The following is a 16,032-nucleotide window of genomic DNA, read 5'->3' as shown; positions in this document are numbered from 1 at the left end:
GTTTTAGGAAGCGCGGGCGACCTCACCAAATGGCTGGCCGCCCGCGCTTCCTAAAACACGGCCTAGCCGGGCCCGCCGAAGAGCTGGGTCCAGTACGTACCGGCCGGGCCGCCGTCCGCGAAGCCGACCCCGAGGTGGGTGTAGCCCGGGGTCAGGATGTTCGCCCGGTGGCCGGGGCTGTCCATCCAGCCCTGGACCACCTCGCGCGGGCTCCGCTGGCCGCACGCGATGTTCTCCGCGATGCCCCGGTGCCGTGCCCCCGCCGCGGCGGCGCGGTCCCAGGGCTGCAGGCCCTCCGGTGAGGTGTGGGAGTAGAAGGCGCGGGCCGCCATGTCGGTGCTGAACGCCTGCGCGGCCGTCGTCAGACACGGGTCGTCGGCGAGCGGCCCGAGCCCGTGCGCGGCGCGTTCCGCGTTGGTGAGGGAGCGGACCTCGGCGGCGGTCGCCGTCAGGCCCCGCGCGGTGAAGGGCCGCGCCCACAGCGCCGTCCAGTACGTCTCGCCGGAGCCCGCGTCCGTGGCGCGGCCGAGGGCCGCGTCGGTGAGGTCCGCGTCGTACAGCGGCGCGCTCCTGACTCCGTCGGCCAGGCAGTACTCCACGAACTCGGCATCGGTCCGGGGCCCGGAGACGAGATGCTGTTCGAGCCGCAGATAGCGGTAGCCGCCCGCCGTGACACGCTGGAAGACCGAGACCCCGTCGGCGCCCTCCGCGTCGAGCCGCCCCCGATGGGCCATCGCCGCCGCGTGAGCCCGCGCCGCCGCCGTGAGCCGGGCGTCCACCGTGAGCGGCGGCAGCCCCGCCGCCTGCCGCCGGGCCCGGACGAGCGCGTCGAACCCGTCCCCGGCGCCGGGCGCGGCGGGTGCGGTCGGCGCCGGTTCCTCCGCGACGTCCACGCCGAAGTCGCGGGCGATCCCGGCCAGGCCGTCCGCGTACCCCTGCCCGAGCGCGCGCAGCTTCCAGCCGGTGCCACGCCGGTAGATCTCCGCCAGCAGCAGCACCGTTTCGTGCGTCGGGCGCGCGGGCGTGAACCGGGCGAGGACGCCGGGGCCCCGTCCGGTCACGGTCATCGCCGGGACGGGCAGCGCGGCGAGCGGCGTGGCCGGATCGGCGGCGCCCACGACCACCGTGAGCCGGCTCGCGCCCGCCCGCAGTCCGCGCGGGTCGACGCTGAGCCCGCCGTCCGGCAGCAACCGGGCGCCCGGCGCGGACGGCTGGTTGTAGAAGACGAAGTCGCCGTCGCCCGCGACCTTTCCGCTCTCCCCGGTGATGAGGACGGCCAGATCGAAGGGGCCCGGCACCCGGATCGACAGCTCCGCCTCCGGCAGGGCCAGATTCCCGCCGGCCGTCAACTCGCTCATGGGTACCGCCTGTCCGATCGAGGGCCACACCGGCCACACCGGCCCTGACGGTCCGGCGTGACGTCGTTGCGTGAACGTCCGGACGGAGCCGTCCGGTTCCCCCCGTAGCCGACGTCCTCGGAGCGTCGTCCGGTACTCCCCGCGGCGACGTCCGCCTCCGTCAGCCGGACAGGTGCGCCTCGGTCCACTCCGGCGTCAGCCGGACGTACTGGATCGAGCGGCGGTGCCGGGTGAACGCCACGTGCAGCGTTCCGTCCGCGGACCGCGCGACCGACGGATAGGACAGCTCGCGGTTGAGCCCGTCCCGGGAGTTGTTGGTCAGGCAGTAGCCGTCACCGGTCGCCAGGTCGTGCCGTACGGGCCAGGTCAGGCCGCCGTCCGACGACACGGCCAGGGTCAGCGGGGCGCGCGGGGCGCCCCAGAAGGCCGCGCCGCCGTCGGGGGTACCGGCCGGTGGCGCGGCACCGCCGCCCGCCGGGGGCGTGTCGCTCACCCCCTCGTCGTCGATCTCGTCGTAGAGCGACTCCCGGCGCTCGGTGGCGTCGGCGGCGCTGCTGGGGTTGTGGACCAGCGCGAGCCGGCCGTCGCCCAGCGGCACGAACTGGATCGACGAGTTGTTGTTGGGCGCGGCCACCGGCTCGGGCGCGCTCCAGGTCTCCCCGTCGTCCACCGACACACAGCGGTGGACGGCGTCCGCCCGGCGGCTGCGGAACAGCGCGACCAGCGAACCGTCCGGCAGCGGATGGACGTTCATGTGCACCAGCCCGGTGGAGGCGGGCACCGGCCGCTCCGACCAGCTCTCCCCGGCGTCGTCACTGACCATCACGGAACTGGTGTCCCGGCCGCCCGACCAGCGCTCGCCCGGAGTCGTCAGGCACCGGAACACCGGCAGCAGCCAGCGCCCCGACGGCAGTACGGTCACCGGCTGGCGTACGAAGACACCGCCCTCCTCCGTCGCCGGGAACAGCACCCGGGACGCGCCCCAGGTCGCCCCGGCGTCCCGGCTCACCCGCAGCCGTACCTCCGCGGTGTCCTGGTGGCCCGCGCGCTGCGCGGTGTGCAGCAGCCACAGGTCGCCCGAGGGGGCCGGGAAGAGGACCGGGTTCTGCTCGGAGCGGCCGGTGTCGCCGGAGAGCCGGACCGGTTCGGACCACGCCGCGCCGTCCGGGGCGAGCCGGGCGAACCAGACGGAGATGTCGGCGACGCCCTCCTGCGTACCGGCGAACCAGACGCATCCGAGGTCGCCGCCGGGCAGCACCATCAGGTTCGCGGCGTGGTTCTGTACGGCGGGGGCGGTCAGCCGGGCCTCGGCGCGGCCCTGTTCGGCGGGGTGCGGGCGCAGCACACCGTCCGTGGCGCCCTCCTCCCCGGGGCCCGGCGCGGTGGCCTGCTCGGTTCCGGCGGCCATCAGGCGTCCCGGTCCTGGCGGGCGTCCGCCAGGTGACGGCCGGCGATCTGTTCGAGGTGGGTCAGATCGCTGGAGACGGTCGCGAAGGTGAACCCCTCGGCCAGCCGCCTGGCCGCGCTCGCCCCGTCCGCGTTGTGGATGCCCGCGGCGATGCCGGCCGCCGCGGCGGCCTCCCGCACGGTGACCAGCGCCGCCTCGAACCGGTCGGCCACCGCCGGGTCGGTCGAGGTGGCGCCGCCGATGGCGATCCGCAGGTCGGACGGGCCGACATAGATGCCGTCGAGCCCTTCCGTGGCGCAGATCTCCTCGACGTTGGCCAGCCCCTGCGCCGTCTCGATCATGGCGAGGACGACGGTCTGCTCGTGTGCCTCGGCCGGGTTGGGGCCGATGCGCAGGGCCGAGCGCATCGGGCCGTACGAGCGCCGGCCGAGCGGCGGGTAGCGTACGGCGGCCACCGCGTCGGCGGCGTCCTGGGCGGTGTCGACGAGCGGCACGATCACGCCGGCCGCGCCCGCGTCGAGCGCCTGGCCGATCGGCGCCGGGTCGTTGGCCACGACCCGGACCAGGCCGACGGCGGTGGACCCCTTGGTGTCGATGGCGGTCAGCGACGTGAGCAGGCCCTTGTACTCGATCAGACCGTGCTGCGCGTCGAGCGCCACGTAGTCGTAGCCGAGGCGCGCGACGCGCTCGGTGGAGACCGGGGAGTCGAGGACGGACCAGTAGCCGACGAGCTGCTCGCGGGCGCGCAGCGCGGTGGCGAAGGCGGCGGGCGTACCGGACGTGTCGCGGGTCATGGTGAGGGCTCCTTGAGAGCGAGGGGGCGTACGGGGTGGGGTGCGCGGTGGCCCGGGGCCGGGGCGGTCAGCGGTGGTACGCGGGCATCGGGCCGCGCAGCGCGGCGCCGACCTCGTCGCAGGCGGTGGTCACGTCGGCGGGCAGCGGACCGGCCTGCGCGGCGGCGATGTTGGCCCGCAGGTGCTCGGTGCGGGAGCCGCCGAGCAGCAGCGCGTCGGTCGAGGGCCGGTCCAGCAGCCAGCGCAGCGCCAGTTCGGTGAGGGGGATGCCCGCCTCGGAGGCGATCCGGGTGAGCTGCTCCACGGCGGCGAAGAGCCGCTCGTCCCAGTAGCGCTCCCGGTACATCGCGGCCAGCCGGGAGTCCCCGAACCGGCCGGAGTCCGGTGTCCGGGTGAAGGTGTGACGGCCCGTCAGCAGGCCGCCGCCGAGCGGGTTGTAGACCATGGTGCGCAGCCCCGTGACGGCCGCGTACTCGACGTACTCCTCCTCCAGGCGGCGTGCCAGCAGATTGTGGAGCTGCTGGGCGACGACGGGGCGCGGCGCCCCCACCTCGTCGGCGGTGCGGACGAGTTCGGCGATCTGCCAGGCCGAGTGGTTCGAGACGCCGAGGGCGAGGATCTTGCCCTCGGCGACGAACTCCGCGACGGCGGTGAGGGTTTCGGCGATCGGCGTGGCCCGGTCGGGCTGGTGGAGGTAGAACAGGTCGACGTGGTCGGTGCCCAGCCGCTCCAGGCTGCCGGCCAGCGCGGCGCGCATCCCGGCGGCCGAGAGCGGGGCGTGCCCGTCCTGGTCGGGGTGGGGGATACCGGCCTTGGTCGCCAGGACGATCCGGTCGCGACGGCCCGGCAGCAGCTCGGCGAGGATGCGCTCGCTCTCACCGCCCGCGTAGCCGTTCGCCGTGTCGACGCCGGTGACACCGGCGTCCAGCGCGGTGTCGAGCATCTCGGCGGCGCCCGCCCGGTCGACGGTGTCGCCGAAGGTCATCGTGCCGAGCACGAGCCTCGACAGGGGGCGGGGGAGCTGCGGCAGGTCGATGCCGGTGGTCACGAGCGGTTGCCTTCCGGTGCGGTGGTGGGTGCCGCGACGGCGCCGGTGGCGGGTGCCGCGGCGGCGAGGGGCGGGTCCGCGCGGAGCGCGGGGTTGAGGACGTGCCGGGGCTTGAGGCCCCGGACGGTGGTGGGGTCGAGGGCGGCCCGGCGCAGTGCCCGGGTGTACGGCTCGGCAGGGGAGGCGAGGACCTCGGCGGTCGGACCGCGCTCGACGACGCGGCCGGCGTTCATCACCACGACGTCGGTGCTGATCTCCCGGACCACGCCGAGGTTGTGGGCGATGACGAGATAGGCGATGCCCGTCTCGCTCTGCAGCTCCCGCAGCAGCTCCAGCACCTGGGCCTGGACGGAGACGTCGAGGGCGGAGGTCGCCTCGTCGCACACCAGCAGGTCGGGCCGGGAGGCGAGCGCGCGGGCGATGCCGATGCGCTGGCGCTGCCCGCCGGAGAACTCCGGAGGCCGGCGGTGCAGCGCGGTGGCGGGCAGGCCCACCCGGTCGATCAGCTCGGCCGCGCGCCGGGCGCGCTCGGCCGGGTCGCCGACGCCGGAGAGGCGCAGCGGCTCCGCCACGATCTGCTCGGCCGTCAGATGCGGGTCGAGCGAACCGTACGGATCCTGGAAGACCATCTGCACCCGCCGCCGCAGCGGGCGCAGCCGCCGCTCCGGCAGCGCCGCGATGTCCGTGCCGTCCAGCACGATCCGGCCCGACGCGGGCTTCAGGAGCCGTACGAGTGCCCGGGCGAGCGTCGACTTGCCGCAGCCCGACTCGCCGACGACGGCCAGCGATCCGCCGCGCTCCAGGGTGAGGCTCACCCCGTCGACGGCGCGCAGCGTGCCGTTCGCGGTCGGATACTCGACGACCAGGTCCTCGACGCTCAGCAGGGGCGAGGCGGCCGCTGTCCCGGCTGCGGAGCCGGCTCCCGCGCCGTTCGCGGGGGCGCTCATGCCGTCGCCCCCTGCCGCGCGGTGCCGGACGGCGCGTCCTCGTCCCAGGTGCCGAGCCGGGGCACGGCGGCGAGCAGGGCGCGGGTGTACGGCTCGGACGGCTCGTCCACGATGCGCGCGGCGGAACCCGATTCCACGAATCTGCCCTCCTTCATGACATGGATACGGTCGGAGACGACCCGGGCCACCCCCAGATCATGCGTGATCATCAGCATCCCGAGGGACTCCTGTTCCTGTAGCTCCATCAGCAGATCGAGGACGCCCGCCTGCACGGTGGCGTCGAGCGCGGAGGTCGGCTCGTCCGCGATCAGCAGCTCCGGCTCACCGGCGAGCGCGACCGCGATCAGCATGCGCTGCAGCATGCCGCCGGAGAACTGGTGCGGATACGCCTTCCAGCGGGTCTCGGGACGCGGGATGCGGACCTGCGCCAGCAGCTCCGTCCCTCTCTCCCTGACCTCCGCGCGGGACAGCGCGGGGTGGCGCAGCCGCAGCGCGTCGCCGAGCTGGCGGCCGATCGTGTGGACGGGGCTGAGCGCCGTCATCGGGTCCTGCGGGATCAGCGAGACGGTACGTCCGCGCACCGCGCGGGCCGCCGCCGGGTCGGCGAGGACGTCCCGCCCGCCGATCCGGGCGCCGCCGGACAGTACGGCGAGCCCTTCGGGCAGCAGCCGCAGTACCCCCATGGCGGTGGTCGACTTGCCCGAACCGGATTCACCGATCAGGGTGACGGTCTCGCCCCGTCCGACGGTGAAGCTCACCCCGTCGACGGCGCGGACCACTCCGTGCGCGGTGATCAGTTCCACCTGGAGGTTCTCGACCTCCAGCAGCGGGGCGGCCGTGCCGCCCGATGTGTTCTCCGGCGCGTTCGCGTTCTCCGGCATGGCTCAGGCTCCCTTCTTGGCGCGCGCCAGGCGTGACCCGCGCGGCACCCGCGCGCCACGGGGCGCCTTGACCGCCCGCGTACGGTCGCGCAGACCGTCGCCGATCAGGTTGACGCCGACCACCAGCAGGGCGATGACCAGGCCCGGCAGGGTGACCAGCCACCAGGAGCTGGTGATGTAGTCCTGGCCGTCGGAGATGATCCGGCCCCAGGTCGCGAACGGCCGCTGCGGGCCCGCCCCCAGGAAGCTCAGCGCGCTCTCCAGCAGCACGGCCTGGGCGAGCAGCAGCAGGACGACCAGGCTGGCCGGGCGGATGACGTTGGGGATGACATGGCGGCCGAGCACCGACCAGCCGCGCAGCCCCAGCACCCGGGCGGCGGCGACGTACGGTTTCTCCCGCTCCACGAGGACGAGCGAGCGGGTGAGCCGCGCGACCTCCGGCCACTGGGCGACCGCGATGACACAGGTGATGACGGTGACGGAGGGGCCGAAGAGGGCCACCACGAGGAGCAGCATCATCAGCAGGGGCAGCGCGAGCTGGGCCTCCAGCAACCGGGAGACGACCGTGTCGACCCAGCCGCCGAAGAACCCGGCCGCCGCGCCGGCCGCCACCCCGATCACCCCGGAGACGAGGACGGCGAGGATGCCGACGGTCAGCGACACCTGGCCGCCGTGCAGGATCCGGGAGAGCAGGTCACGGCCGAGCTGGTCGGTGCCGAAGAGATGGCCGTCGCTGAGCGGGGGCAGCCGGCGCCGGGACAGGTCCTGCGCGTCGGCGCCCGGCAGGGGCAGCAGCGCGGCCAGCGCGACGGGCAGGACGACGAGCGCGGTGCAGACCGCGCCCGCCCACAGCTTGAACCGGGCGCCGCGCCGCTGCCGGGTGGCGGTGGCACGGGCGAGATCGCGGGCGGTGACCGCGCTGGGCCGGGCACCGACGGCGGTGCCGGAGGGTGAGGCGGCGGCGGTACGCGGGGCGGTGGTCATGTCTCAGGCCGCCTTTCCGAGGCGCACCCGCGGGTCGAGCAGCGGGTAGGCGAGGTCGACGAGGAGTTGGACGAGGATCGCGAGGACCGCGGTGACCAGGACGGTGGCTTGGATCAGCGGATAGTCCCTGGTCTCCAGGGCCCGCACCACGAGCGAGCCGACGCCGGGCCAGCCGAAGACCACCTCGACCACGACGACGCCGTTGAGCAGCGCCGCGAAGCGGGTGCCGAGGGCGGTGAGCAGCGGCACCCCCGAGTTGGCCAGGGCGTAGCGCCAGGTGAGGACGGACTCGGAGAAGCCGCGGGAGCGGGCGACCGTGATGTACGGGGAGTTCAGGGCCGTGGTCATCTCGCGCCGTACCAGCCGTGAGATCAGGGCCAGTTGCAGGATGGCGACGGTGACCGTCGGCAGCACCAGACCGCTCCAGGAGGTGAACCCGGAGGCGGGCAGCACGGGCAGCAGCACCGCGAAGACGGTCAGCAGCATCACACCGGTCCAGAAGTCCGGCATGGACTGACCGGTGATGGTCAGGACGTTGGCGCCCAGCTCGCGCTTGGAGTCGGCGCGGCGCGCCATCCACACCCCGAGCGGCACGGCCACCACGGCGGTGACCGTGATCGCGGAGACGGCGAGGGTGATGGTGTACGGCATCCGCTCCAGGACCACGTCGAGGGCCGGGGCGTGGAAGGAGTAGCTGGTGCCCAGGTCACCGGTGAACAGGTCGCGCAGGAAGATGCCGTACTGCGTGAACAGCGGCTGGTCGAGGCCGAACTGCGCGCGGATCCTCGCGAGATCGGCGGTGGTCGCGTTGGGAGCGGCGTAGGCCGCGGCGGGGTCGCCGGGCGCCATCCGGACCAGCAGGAAGACGGTGGTGAGAGTGAGGAAGACGGTCAGCACGCTCTGGCCGAGCCGTCGGGCGAGATACTTCGGCACGGCTCAGCCCTCCAGCCGTACGGCGGACAGGTCGTAGGAGTTGATCGGCAGCAGCGACAGGCCGCGGACCCGGGCCCTGCGGGCCAGCAGGGTCTTCGGGGCGAAGGCCCAGAGGCTGGGCCATGTCTCCCAGACGGCCTTCTGGACGACCGCGAGCTGCCGGTTGCGCTCGGCGTCGTCCACCTGGGTGGAGGCGGCGGTGAGCTGTTTCTCGACGGAGGGGACGATGTATCCCATGAAGGCGTCGCCGGTGCGGTCCTTTTCGACGGTGCCGCCGTACATGCCCTGGAGCATCGTGAGCGCCTGGCCGGTGGGGCTGCCGTAGCCGTTGCCGATGACGTCCCAGTCACCGGCCTTGCCCTGGCGCCAGGTCAGGATGTCGCCGCCCGGCTCGAACTGCTGGAGGGAGACGCGGACGCCGACCGACTTCAGCATGTCCGCGACCGCCTCCATGACGGAGGCGTCGGCCGCGAACTCGCCCGACTCCCAGATGAACCTCATCCGCAGGTCCGTGGCGCCCAGCGACCTGAGCAGGGAGCGAGCCCTGTCGGGGTCGTACGCGTACGTGCCTGTGCGCACCGCGCCTTCGAGCGCGAGCGGGACCACCCCGCCGGCCTCCTCGGCCGAGCCGTTCAGCACGTCCTCGACGAGGGCCCGGCCGTCGATCGCGTACGTCAGCGCCTTGCGCACCCGGGCGTCGGCGAGCGGACTCCCCTCCGGCTTGCGGAAGTTGTAGAAGAGCTGGCACATCCGGACGCCGGAGACCTGTTCGATCCGGACGCCGGGGAGCCCGGTGAGCTGCTCGGCCGAGTCCGGTGTGAGGGTGTCGACCACGTCGATCTCACCGCTGCGCAGCGCGACGACCCGGCTGGACTCCTCGGGGACGAACCTGACCCGTACGGTGTCGATCCGCGGGCGCGGTCCCCAGTACTTGGGATTGCGGCCGAGGGTGTACTCCCCGGCGCCGCCGTTCGCCTTGAGGACACGGTACGGACCGGAGCCGAGGCCGCTCTGCAGCTCCTCGGGGCGGTTGGCGGCGGACGGTGTGATGTGGATGTTGGCCATGAGCCGGTCGAGGACCGGCACGGGCTTGGCGGTGTGCAGCAGGAAGGTGCGGTCGCCGGTCTTCTCCACCGTGGGCAGCTCGGGGAAGAGGCCGAGGAGGAAGGAGCCGTTGACCTTGCTGTACATCTTCAGGGCGGTGGCGACGTCCTCGACGGTGACGGGGCTCCCGTCCGAGTAGCACACGCCGTCCCGCAGCCGCACCGTCCAGGCGGTGGGCTCCGTCATCTCGAAACGGTCGGCGAGTACGAGGCGCGGCTTCATGCCGGGGCCGATACGGGTGAGCGCCTGCCGCACGGCGCGCTGGACGGTGACCGCGGCGTCGAACTGGTTGAGCTTGTTGTCGAGGCTCACCAGCGAGCGGTTCAGGCCGAGGGTGAGCGTGCCGGGGCCGGGGGCACCGGTGGGCCCCGCGCAGGCGGACAGCGGGGCGAGGGCGAGGCCGGCGCCGCCGACCGCGCCCCAGCGCAGCAGGGTGCGGCGGTCGACCGCCGCACGCGGGGGAGCGTCGGGGGGAGCGCTCTGAGGAGTAGGGGTCATCGTCGACCTTCTCGGGTTCCGGGATGCGAGCGGCTCCTGGGCCCTGTCCAGCGACCGGGGCCCAGCTGTCGGTGCCGGTCCGGCCGGCACGGTGTCCGGCCTGCTCCGCATCAACAGGTGTCGCGCCGCACAAGGTGGCACGATTGCGTGTTCTGCGCAAGAGGTCTCGCGCACTTCGCGCAACCTGTGCCATCATCGGGCACCGAGGCAGCCCGCCCCGGGTCGCCCGAGGAGGTATCCGTGTCCCCTGAGCCGGCCGGACCCGAGCCGCACGGCGAGCCCGAGCACCCCCGTGAGCCCGAGCCGCGCGACGGCCCCCGCGCACGGCGGGTGCTCGCCCTCGCGGACGACCTGTCCGGCGCCGCCGAGACGGCCGCTGCGCTGCGCCGCCCCGCCCGGATCCTGCTGGGCCCCCCGGGGGCCCGGCACGCCGCGGTACCCGACCCCGGCGTGGCGCTGGTGAGGGACCTCGACACCCGGCAGCTCGACGCCGCCTCGGCCGCCGCCGCCGTACGGGAGGCCCTGCGGGGTGTCGCCGACGACACCGTCCTGTTCAAGAAGACGGACTCCCTGCTCCGCGGCAACCTCGCCGCCGAGGCCGCCGCCTACGCGGAGGGCGCCGCCGCGGTCGTCATCGCCCCCGCGCTGCCGGTGGCCGGCCGCACCGTCCGCGACGGCGTCGTCCACCTGCGCGGCACCCCGCTGCACGCCACGGACGCCTGGCGCGCCGAACCGCTGCCGGCGCCGTCGTCGGTCGCCGCCGCGCTCGGCGACCCGCGGACGGCGCCGGTCCCGCTGACCGCCGTACGCGGCCCCGCCGCCGAGCTGACGGAGCGGCTGCGCGCGCTCGTCCGGGCCGGGCACCGGCCGGTGTGCGACGCGGAGACCGACGCGGACCTGGACGCCATCGCCGCCGCCGCGCTCCGGCTGGGACCGGGCGTACGGCTGCTGGGGACGGGCGGGCTCGCCGCCGCCCTCGGCCGTCTCCTCGGCGCGGCGGACGGCCCCGGTGCCGACGGCCCGTCCCCGGCACGTCCCGCCCGCGGCGGGGGCCCGGCGCCGGACACCCCGCCTGGCACGCCGTCACCGGACGCCCCGTCAGCGGAGCACGCCCGTACGGCCGCCCGTCCGCTGCTCGTGGTCGTCGGCACCGCAGAACCCGGCGCCGTTGCGCAGATCGCGCAACTCGTCGACGCCGGGGCACGTCATACCGCCCTTCCGGCGGAGCTGCTCGCCGCGCCCGGCGCCTGCCTGCCGCTCACGGTGGCCCCGGGCGCCGTCACCGTCGTCGGCGTGGACCCCGCCCAGGGCATCCGGCCCGGCGCCGCCCGCCAGGTGGTGGCCGGTCTCGCCCGTACCGTCGCCGCCGCGTGCGGCACCGCGGATCTCGTCCTCACCGGGGGAGAGACGGCGCGCCGCGTTCTGGACGCCCTGGGCGTCGACCACCTCGTCCCGGTCGGCGAGATCCACCATGGCGCCGTGCGCTCCCTCGCCTCCGACGGCCGTACGGTCGTCACCCGCCCCGGGAGCTACGGGGACGCCGGATCCCTGCTGCTCATCGCCCGCGCCCTGCGGCCGGGCGACCGTCTCCCGACGACCGAACCACCCGTACCGTCACCCGTACCGCAAGGAGAGTTCCTGTGAACGCAGCCCCGACGACCGCCCCCGCGGACCAGGCCGACAGCGCCGGCCCGCCGCTTCCCATCATCGCGGTCACCATGGGCGACGGCGCGGGCATCGGCCCCGAGGTGATCGTCCCCGCGCTGCTCCACCCGGACACCGTGCGCCGCTGCCGCCCCGTCGTCATCGGCGACGCCGCCCGGTTGCGCCAGGCCGCCGACATCCTCGCCCTCACCTGCGAGATCGTCCCCGTCGAGACCCCGGAGCAGGCCGAGTTCACCGATGGCCGCATCAACGTCATCGACCTCGGACTGCTCCCCGCCGACCTGCCCTGGGGCCAACTCTCCGCCGTCGCGGGCGACGCGGCCTACCAGTACGTGCGCGTCGCCGCCGAACTCGCCGTACGCGGCGCTGTGCAGGGCATCTGCACCGCACCGCTGAACAAGGAGGCCCTGCACGCGGGCGGTCACCTCTACCCCGGACACACCGAACTCCTCGCCCACCTCACCGGTGTCGAGGAGGTGTCGATGATGCTCTCCACACCGAAGGTGAAGGTCATCCACGTCACCACGCACATCGGGCTGATCGACGCCGTCCACCGGATCGAGCCCGGCCTCGTCGAACGGACCGTGCGCCGCGGCCACGAGGCGATGGTGCGCGCCGGTGTCCCGGCACCGGTCATCGGGGTGTGCGGCATCAACCCGCACGCCGGGGAGAACGGCCTGTTCGGCTACGGCGAGGAGGAGGAGAAGATCGTCCCCGCGATCGAGGTCCTGCGCGCCGACGGCATCGACGCCGTCGGGCCGCTCCCCGCCGACACCGCCTTCTTCCTCGCCTCGCGCGGCGACTACGACCTGATCGTCGCCATGTACCACGACCAGGGCCACGGCCCCGTCAAGGTCATGGGCATCGAGGCGGGCGTCAACCTGACCGTCGGACTGCCCGTCATCCGTACCTCCGTCGACCACGGCACCGCCTTCGACATCGCGGGTACGGGCCGGGCCGAGGCGGGCAGCATGGTCGAGGCGCTGCGCCAGGCCGCCGAGATGGCGACCGCCCCGGCCCGTTGACCGCCGGCCGCCCCGTCGGGGCGCCCCCGCACCGGAGGACACAGGAGTGATGGCCCCCATCGGATCGACGGCGCGGCGCGACCGCATCGTCCACCTCGCCACCACGACCGGACTCGCCAGTGTGGAGGAGCTGTCACGGCTCCTCGGCGTGACGGCGTCCACCATCCGCCGCGACCTCGCGAAGCTCACCGCCGACGGCCGGCTCGCCCGTACCTACGGCGGGGCCATGGCGCTGGCCGCCCACCCCGAGGCGTCGCTGCGGCAGCGCACGGGCGAGGCGTTCGAGGCCAAGCGGGCCATCGCGCGGTGGGCGGCGGCCGAGGTGCGCCCCGGCGAGTCGCTGCTGCTCGACGCGGGCTCCACGGTCGGGGCGCTCGCGCACGAGCTGCGTACGGCGAAGGACGTCACCGTCGCCACCACCGGTCTGACGGTGCTGCAGGAACTGGCGGACGTCGAGTCGGTCCACGTCGAGTGTCTGGGCGGCACACTGCGCCCGCTCAGCCAGGGGTTCGTGGGGCCGCTGACCGAAGCCGCCCTGGAACGCCTCACGTTCGACCGGCTGTTCCTCGGCACGGACGGTGTCTCGCCCGAACACGGCATCTGCGAGGCCGACCTGCGCCAGACCCGGCTCAAGGAGCTGATGACGCGGCGCGCGGACCGCGTCTACGTGCTGGCGCACGCGGCGAAGCTGGGCCGCCGCCCCTTCCACACCTGGACGCCGATCGGACCGGACTGGACCCTCGTCACCGACCGCGCGGCCGACCCCCGCGTCGTCGAGGGGCTGCGCTCGCGCGGTGTCACGGTCGTCCTGACCGCGGCCGGGCCGGGTGAGGCGCCGGGGCAGGGGCCGACTGGCTGAAAACCGGACACCCGAGGAGGTCCCGCCGAGCGCGCACGCGCCGCGGGACCTCCCTTTTTGTGTGTGTTCGCGGGGGCGGATCGTATTCACACTCAATAAGTGCTTCTTTCCTGTTGTGGTGTGCTGTGGAAGGGCGTCCGTACGGAATGCCGAACGGGGCGGGTGACGAAGGGTCGACTTTCCCTGGGCTAGTTACTAGGATGCCCGACAAGATCTTGCCACCGGCATTGTTGGAATCCTCCAGGATGTGTCGGCCGTTATTCATGTTTTGGTAAAGCGAAGTCAATTCCTCTAGGCACGTTTGGACGTATCGCGCCGTTGAGCAGGCCCGTTTCGAGGGCGCTGGGCTGCTCGGACATGCGGATACGGGGGAGTGGGAAATCCGTGAGATCCGGCAGAGGTCTGAACCACAGAAAGAAGCGAAGAAATTCTCTCTGTGGGTGTCCCGGCGGCATGGTGTGCCCATCTTTCGGCACTTTCATGCGTCGTGGACCCGGGTGCTGATCCGAGGAACGGGGGTCGCGTGCGTTTTCAGCTTTTAGGCCCTTTGAGTATTGCCGAGGGTCATGACGTTGTTGTGCTCAAACCGTCCAAGCCGTCCAGTCTGCTGGCGGCTCTGCTCATTCATCCCGGAACCGTCGTGTCCACCGGCTATCTGCTGAGAGCCCTGTGGGACGACGACCAGCCGGCCACGGCCAGGGCCGCGCTCCAGAGCTGCGTGCTCAGGCTGCGGCGGATCTTCGTGAAGTACGGGGTCGCCGGCGACGTCATCGAGGCGGTGCCCGGCGGCTACCGGATGAACGTGGACAGCGACACCCTGGACCTGGTGCGCTTCCGGACGCTCGTACGGGCGGCGGACGGCGCCGGGGACGCGGAGGGAGAGCTCTACCGGCTCAAGGAGGCCCTGCCCCTGTGGCAGGGGCCCCTGCTGGCGAACGTGCCCTCCCTGATGCTCCACCGCGACGAGGTGCCGGGGCTCACCGAGGAGCGGCTGCGCACCCTCGAACGCGCCTGTGACATCGAGCTGTCGCTGGGCCGCTGCCGCCAGGTCCTGGTCGACCTGTGGGAGGCCGCGCGGCGCCATCCGGGCCGGGAGCGTTTCGCCGAGCAGCTCATCGAGGCGCTGTACCGCACCGGTCGGCAGTCGGAGGCGCTGGCCGAGTACCGCGCCGTGAAGGGCCGGCTCAAGGAGGAGCTGGGCATCGACCCCGGGCCCTCGCTCCAGCGGCTCGAACTCGCCATCCTGCGCGGGGACGACCTCGGGTCGCTCGCCCTCGACCAGGCCCCCCAGCCCCTGGAGATCGCCGCTCCCGGCCGGCCGGCGGCGCCGGTGGCCGTCCCGGCGACGGTCCCGGCACCGGACGCCGGAGGCCGTCCGCGGGGGGATGGGGCACCGGCCGCGGACCGGCCCGTACCGCCCGGGGCCCGGGCGCTTCCCGCGCCGCCGGTACCGCCCGCGCTCCCCGTACCGTCCGTGCCGTCCTTCACGGGCCGGGCGGCCGAACGGGCGGACATCACGGCCCGGCTGACGGGGTGTTCCCCGGACACCGCCCTCGTGGTCCTCTCCGGAGCACCGGGCATCGGCAAGACGGCGCTGGCCCGGCAGTGCGCCCACGACACCCAGGACGCCTTTCCCGGCGGTGTGTTCGTCGTCGCCATGACCCACCCGGACGGCGCCCCCCTCACCGCCGACGAGGCGATGGCACACCTGCCCCGGCCCGGGACCGGCGACGGCAGGGTGCTGCTCGTCCTCGACGACGTCACCACCGCCGACCAGGTACGCCCCCTGCTCCCCGCGGTGCCGGGCGGCGCCGTGATCGTCACCAGCAGACGGGGACTCGCCGGGCTGATGGCCACCCACGGCGGCAGTGTCCACCGGCTCTCCACCCTGGACCCCGCCGAGTCCCGGCAGTTGCTCACCGCCGCGCTCGGCGCCGAGCGGGTGGCCGCCGAGCCGGCCGCGGCCGGTGAACTCGCCGACGTCTGCGGGCACTTCCCGCTCAGCCTGCGGATCGCCGCGGCCCGGCTGCTGACCCGTCCCGGGCTGAGCGTCGAGGACTGCGTCCGCTGGCTGGCCGAGGACCCGTCGGCCCGGCTCTCCCTCGCCGACGACCCGCGGATGTCCGTACCGCAGGTGTTCGGGCGGGCCCTGCACCGTCTGGAGCCGCGCTGGCAGGACGCCTTCCACCGGCTCGGGGACCAGGAGGGGCTGCTGGTCCCGGCCCACGCCCTCGGTGACTCGGCCGAGGCCGAGGAGGCGCTGGAGCGGCTCGCCGACGCCGGGCTGCTCGAAGAAGGGCCGCCCGGCCCGTACCGCATCCATCTTCTGCTGAAAATCTACGCGCGTCGGCAGGCGCGCGAACGGAACACCGGCGAGGCGGCGACCGTGCCCCACTGAGCGGCGCCGCTCTGTCCCCCCCCCGACGACCCGGCCTCCGGGGATCTCCGTCCCCGGAGATGCCCGAAGAACCCGGACCTTCGAACTCCCGCACGATCAGGCCACCTTGACCACGTATCCAGGGGTGTCA

The 16,032-nt window shown here is 73.9% G+C and carries 13 protein-coding genes; 4 read left to right on the top strand and 9 right to left on the bottom strand.

Features of this window, described 5'->3' with window-relative positions; all coding sequences use genetic code 11:
- Nucleotides 1-62 precede the first annotated feature (62 nt).
- From AB0P17_RS32550 to AB0P17_RS32510, 9 genes are all read right to left on the bottom strand, one after another.
- On the bottom strand, nucleotides 63-1,358 hold the full coding sequence (locus tag AB0P17_RS32550; RefSeq protein ID WP_365816585.1) for a CAP domain-containing protein: 1,296 nt from the start codon (nucleotides 1,356-1,358) through the stop codon (nucleotides 63-65).
- A gap of 160 nt (nucleotides 1,359-1,518) precedes the next feature.
- The gene (locus AB0P17_RS32545) at nucleotides 1,519-2,766 is read right to left on the bottom strand and encodes an exo-alpha-sialidase (protein WP_365816583.1); all 1,248 of its coding nucleotides are present in this window, start codon (nucleotides 2,764-2,766) and stop codon (nucleotides 1,519-1,521) included.
- Nucleotides 2,766-3,560, bottom strand: a complete 795-nt coding sequence (locus AB0P17_RS32540) for an aldolase/citrate lyase family protein (RefSeq protein WP_365816581.1) — start codon at nucleotides 3,558-3,560, stop codon at nucleotides 2,766-2,768. The genes AB0P17_RS32545 and AB0P17_RS32540 overlap by 1 nt, the downstream gene beginning before the upstream one ends.
- Nucleotides 3,561-3,627: 67 nt before the next feature.
- Nucleotides 3,628-4,608, bottom strand: a complete 981-nt coding sequence (locus tag AB0P17_RS32535) for an aldo/keto reductase (RefSeq protein ID WP_365816579.1) — start codon at nucleotides 4,606-4,608, stop codon at nucleotides 3,628-3,630.
- Nucleotides 4,605-5,555: an ABC transporter ATP-binding protein gene (locus tag AB0P17_RS32530; RefSeq protein WP_365816577.1), complete on the bottom strand. Its 951-nt coding sequence runs from the start codon at nucleotides 5,553-5,555 to the stop codon at nucleotides 4,605-4,607. Before AB0P17_RS32530 ends, AB0P17_RS32535 begins: the two co-directional genes overlap by 4 nt.
- The gene (locus tag AB0P17_RS32525) at nucleotides 5,552-6,436 is read right to left on the bottom strand and encodes an ABC transporter ATP-binding protein (RefSeq protein ID WP_365816575.1); all 885 of its coding nucleotides are present in this window, start codon (nucleotides 6,434-6,436) and stop codon (nucleotides 5,552-5,554) included. The genes AB0P17_RS32530 and AB0P17_RS32525 overlap by 4 nt, the downstream gene beginning before the upstream one ends.
- Before the next feature lie 3 nt (nucleotides 6,437-6,439).
- Entirely contained in the window at nucleotides 6,440-7,420 is a 981-nt protein-coding gene (locus AB0P17_RS32520; protein WP_365816573.1) for an ABC transporter permease, read from the bottom strand.
- Between the two features lie 3 nt (nucleotides 7,421-7,423).
- On the bottom strand, nucleotides 7,424-8,353 hold the full coding sequence (locus AB0P17_RS32515; RefSeq protein WP_365816571.1) for an ABC transporter permease: 930 nt from the start codon (nucleotides 8,351-8,353) through the stop codon (nucleotides 7,424-7,426).
- Between the two features lie 3 nt (nucleotides 8,354-8,356).
- Entirely contained in the window at nucleotides 8,357-9,955 is a 1,599-nt protein-coding gene (locus AB0P17_RS32510) for an ABC transporter substrate-binding protein (RefSeq protein ID WP_365816569.1), read from the bottom strand.
- A 240-nt stretch (nucleotides 9,956-10,195) separates the two neighbouring features.
- On the opposite strand from AB0P17_RS32510, the gene AB0P17_RS32505 reads away from it, so the two are divergent.
- The 4 genes from AB0P17_RS32505 (at nucleotide 10,196) to AB0P17_RS32490 (ending at nucleotide 15,902) form a co-directional block, all read left to right on the top strand.
- On the top strand, nucleotides 10,196-11,599 hold the full coding sequence (locus AB0P17_RS32505; RefSeq protein WP_365816568.1) for a four-carbon acid sugar kinase family protein: 1,404 nt from the start codon (nucleotides 10,196-10,198) through the stop codon (nucleotides 11,597-11,599).
- Nucleotides 11,596-12,645, top strand: coding sequence for a 4-hydroxythreonine-4-phosphate dehydrogenase PdxA (gene pdxA / locus AB0P17_RS32500; protein WP_365816566.1), 1,050 nt, complete (start codon nucleotides 11,596-11,598; stop codon nucleotides 12,643-12,645). The genes AB0P17_RS32505 and pdxA overlap by 4 nt, the downstream gene beginning before the upstream one ends.
- A gap of 49 nt (nucleotides 12,646-12,694) precedes the next feature.
- Nucleotides 12,695-13,504, top strand: coding sequence for a DeoR/GlpR family DNA-binding transcription regulator (locus AB0P17_RS32495; RefSeq protein ID WP_365816564.1), 810 nt, complete (start codon nucleotides 12,695-12,697; stop codon nucleotides 13,502-13,504).
- Between the two features lie 523 nt (nucleotides 13,505-14,027).
- Nucleotides 14,028-15,902 (top strand): BTAD domain-containing putative transcriptional regulator, encoded by a 1,875-nt coding sequence (locus AB0P17_RS32490; RefSeq protein ID WP_365816562.1) that lies wholly within the window; start codon nucleotides 14,028-14,030, stop codon nucleotides 15,900-15,902.
- The last annotated feature ends 130 nt before the right edge of the window (nucleotides 15,903-16,032 follow it).

The sequence above is a fragment of the Streptomyces sp. NPDC088124 genome (assembly GCF_040685895.1).
Classification (GTDB): domain Bacteria; phylum Actinomycetota; class Actinomycetes; order Streptomycetales; family Streptomycetaceae; genus Streptomyces.
The sequence above is the reverse complement of the archived record's forward strand: the minus strand, read 5'-3'. Positions and strand labels throughout refer to the sequence as shown.

Excerpts from the sequence above, each read along its gene's own strand:
- AB0P17_RS32550 (WP_365816585.1), bottom strand. The coding sequence starts at position 1,358 with ATGAGCGAGTTGACGGCCGGCGGGAATCTGGCCCTGCCGGAGGCGGAG.
- AB0P17_RS32545 (WP_365816583.1), bottom strand. The coding sequence starts at position 2,766 with ATGGCCGCCGGAACCGAGCAGGCCACCGCGCCGGGCCCCGGGGAGGAG.
- AB0P17_RS32540 (WP_365816581.1), bottom strand. The coding sequence starts at position 3,560 with ATGACCCGCGACACGTCCGGTACGCCCGCCGCCTTCGCCACCGCGCTG.
- AB0P17_RS32530 (WP_365816577.1), bottom strand. The coding sequence starts at position 5,555 with ATGAGCGCCCCCGCGAACGGCGCGGGAGCCGGCTCCGCAGCCGGGACA.
- AB0P17_RS32525 (WP_365816575.1), bottom strand. The coding sequence starts at position 6,436 with ATGCCGGAGAACGCGAACGCGCCGGAGAACACATCGGGCGGCACGGCC.
- AB0P17_RS32520 (WP_365816573.1), bottom strand. The coding sequence starts at position 7,420 with ATGACCACCGCCCCGCGTACCGCCGCCGCCTCACCCTCCGGCACCGCC.
- AB0P17_RS32510 (WP_365816569.1), bottom strand. The coding sequence starts at position 9,955 with ATGACCCCTACTCCTCAGAGCGCTCCCCCCGACGCTCCCCCGCGTGCG.
- AB0P17_RS32495 (WP_365816564.1), top strand. The coding sequence starts at position 12,695 with ATGGCCCCCATCGGATCGACGGCGCGGCGCGACCGCATCGTCCACCTC.